Annotated in this window: 4 protein-coding genes; 2 read left to right on the forward strand and 2 right to left on the reverse strand. The window is 40.3% G+C overall.

The window, feature by feature from the left end; translation table 11 throughout:
- On the forward strand, positions 1–455 hold a 455-nt coding region (locus V7149_RS07305; RefSeq protein ID WP_335344992.1), incomplete at its 5' end, for an anti-sigma factor.
- 61 nt (positions 456–516) lie between these two features.
- Here V7149_RS07305 and V7149_RS07310 read toward each other — a convergent pair.
- A complete protein-coding gene (locus V7149_RS07310; RefSeq protein ID WP_335344993.1) occupies positions 517–912 on the reverse strand; it encodes a hypothetical protein in 396 nt (131 codons plus the stop codon).
- Between the two features lie 82 nt (positions 913–994).
- Positions 995–2,206 carry a benzoate/H(+) symporter BenE family transporter gene (locus V7149_RS07315; protein WP_335344994.1) on the reverse strand — a complete coding sequence of 404 codons (1,212 nt, stop codon included), beginning with the start codon at positions 2,204–2,206 and terminating at the stop codon, positions 995–997.
- A 206-nt stretch (positions 2,207–2,412) separates the two neighbouring features.
- Here V7149_RS07315 and V7149_RS07320 point away from each other — a divergent pair, with 206 nt between their 5' ends.
- On the forward strand, positions 2,413–3,048 hold the full coding sequence (locus tag V7149_RS07320) for a hypothetical protein (RefSeq protein ID WP_335344995.1): 636 nt from the start codon (positions 2,413–2,415) through the stop codon (positions 3,046–3,048).
- Positions 3,049–3,107 lie beyond the last annotated feature (59 nt).

Here is a 3,107-nt window from a genome sequence, read left to right on the forward strand (position 1 = left end):
TCTCACCATTATCTGCAGGTATACTGGCAGTTTTAGCAATAGGCTTAACAGGATTGATTTGGCATAACCTTCAATTGAAAGATTCCATTACAGCATTAGAAAACAAAGCCTTTTCTCCTTCGCAAATTGTAAAAACGATTGATTTAAAAGGGCAGGATTTAGCGGCTTCAGCAAATGGGATTGCCTACCTTTTACAGGATGGTCAAGACACAAGTCATCTTATTATCGAATTAAACAATATGCCGATAACAAATAACGATGAGGTTTATCAAGTATGGCTATTAAAAAATGGGAACCGCCAAAATGCAGGGACGTTGAAACCCGACCAAAACGGGAATGGCTTGCTCACTTACCAGCTGCCGAAGGATCACGCTTTTGATGCAATCGGGATTACCTTAGAACCAAATGCTGGCAATACTCAGCCTAAGGGTAAAAAAGTGATGGGAACCCTATAAAGTAATTCGAGCCCCATGGCAAGGTGTTACTTACCATGAGGCTCGTTCAAAAACCCTTACTCTATTTTGAATCCGCGTATTTAACATAAAGGGCTTGACTTGTATTCTTGATTATACAGCCCTCTAAATCTTCATCCTTTAAAAATCCTAAATTTAAGGCTGACTTAATTTTTGCTTCATCTGGTTTCTTCTGGATAAGGTCCATTAGATTTAATTCTTCTAATCGATGAACTGTCGCTTCCTGCTCGTATTTCTCTGTTATCCTTATTTGTCTTTGCAATTTATAGTCATCTATCGTTAGTTCACCTTTTGCATTTATTCCAAAAGCCATGTCAAAGTATTGATTAAAAGCCTTTTTTAATTCATCTAATTGCATTTCAATTTCTTTCTTCCTGCGGTTTAATTCATTGTAATTAGCCACCATTTCTCTCGTAATGAAAGTGTTCTGATTACCCAACCTAATCCCCTCATTCCACATATACTACTTCATCTTATTGTGAAATACGAAAGAATATTCTCATTTTTCATTACTTTTCCGCTTACTTTTCTATCGTCCTTGCCAGCACAGCCCCGAAGACAAGCCCCCATACTGGTGCACTAATATGCAGAAAGGATATGCCTGATAGCGTTACAATAAAGGCAGCCATGGCGCTTAATCGATAGCGGTTTTCCGAAAAACCCATTTGAATGCTGGAATGCAATACACCTATAAGAGCAAAACCAGCTAGTAATGAGACAAAGGCTTGTGGCAATGATTGAATGAACGGGACAATTTTCCAAGCGAAAATCCCGAAAAGGATAATGACAATTCCCGATACGACAGAAGCCATATACCTTTTCGAGCGGGGACCTGAATCAGGCCCCGAACATATAGCTGTCATCATTCCCGCAATATTGGCGCTTTGTCCTCCGAAAAAACTGGCGATAATGGAAAATAAGCCGCTTATGGAAATGATTTTTCGAATGGGCGGCTTATAATCGGAGCTTTCTAGGGCACCTACTCCCGGTGCCGCATCATTACTCAAAATTAGCATAGCGAGAGGAAGCGCTACTGTCAGTATCCCAAACCAAGTAAACTCTGGCATCTGCAAGGTGGGCAAGAAAAAGGCAATTTCCTTTGCAGGCTCCAGCTTCTGAGTAAATAACAGCGCAATAAAAGCTACAACAACAGCAGCCAACACTGGCGGAACCCGCTTCAAATATCTTGAACAAAGAAAGAAACTGACGACTGCGGATCCTCCAACTAAGGGCATTGCCTTAACAGCAGGAACCAATTGCACTACATAACCGGTAACTAGCCCTCCAAGCATCGCAGCAATAACCTCTTTCGGCACCCATTTAATAATCTTTGTAAAGAGGCCCGATATTCCGATCAAAAGTATAAGTAACCCCGATAGCACATAACTGCCTATTAACTGTGGATAGGTAAATTGCGCTGTGACCGTGGCTAGAAAGGCAACACCCGTAATAGAGTGACCCCCAGTAATCGGGATCCTGTATCGCAATGCCATCATCAATCCTAACAATCCGCCGAAAAAATAGACAGCAAACATCCAGCTAATGGTCTGTTGATCCGTAAATCCTCCGGCTGCAGCTGCCTGTAAGATGATAATAGCTGGACCTGTCATAACCAATGTACTAGATATCAATCCCGTTGAGACGTTTTCTCCTTTTACATCCTGCAGAAGCATGCGCTGTCTAAATTTCCCCTCTGGAACAAACCCATTTTCGCTTATCTTTGGCAATCCCACTTGATCCACTCCCAAACAATCTTCATTATTACTACCTATCATTAGGGCAGAAGGAATGAACTGTCAAATAATTCAATTCCTTTTCACCTAACTATTATTAGAAGATTCCTATTTTAAAAAATATTTATATAAATATCAAACCGTTTTGTAAAACCTATCGTTTACTTAAGTGTAGCAAAAAAATATTTAATTAGGAGAGTGTAAGCATGAAACGATTAACTTTAACGGTAGTAATGTTTTTAATGTCCCTGTCGCTGCTGGCTACTTCTGTAGTTGCCGCAGTACCTGATTTCCAAACGCTTGGTTTTCCAAATGTCGTTGCTGAGAAAGAAATTGATCCTAGCAAAGCTGATTCCATTACATATGGAAATGTTAAAATTGATATCCCTGAGGGCACATTCTTAAACCCTGTAAATTTCCAAGTATTAGAAGGCCCAATAGCTGATTTCCAAAAGAATGCACCTGAGGATGAAACTGTTTTAATGAATTTCGCGTTTAAGGTAACGGATCTTTCAACGAATGAGATTATTGGCAAGTTTGAGAAAGCTGTTATGTTTAGCTACACAGATGATAAAGTAAATGCAGACAGCAAATATTATGATACTTTAGTTGACGGAACGTTTTCTTTAAATAAAGTGCCAGCAACAATTGAAGGGACTACCCTGTCTCACCCAATTAAAGGTGCACCAGTTGGGTGGGCGGTAACTTCTGCTGCAATACCAGTAAAGAACGCTACTTCGCCAGTTACAGGCATGAATATGACACCATGGGCAATTGGAGGCTCTGCTCTCCTTCTTGCAGGGATAGTACTGCCATTGTTCGCACGTCGCCGTATGAATTAACCAATGAATCCAAAAACACTTAAAAAGGTATCTGGAGGATTACTGGTTTTGGGCATATT

This window comes from Bacillus sp. JJ1503 (assembly GCF_036965125.1).
Lineage (GTDB): Bacteria > Bacillota > Bacilli > Bacillales > Cytobacillaceae > Cytobacillus.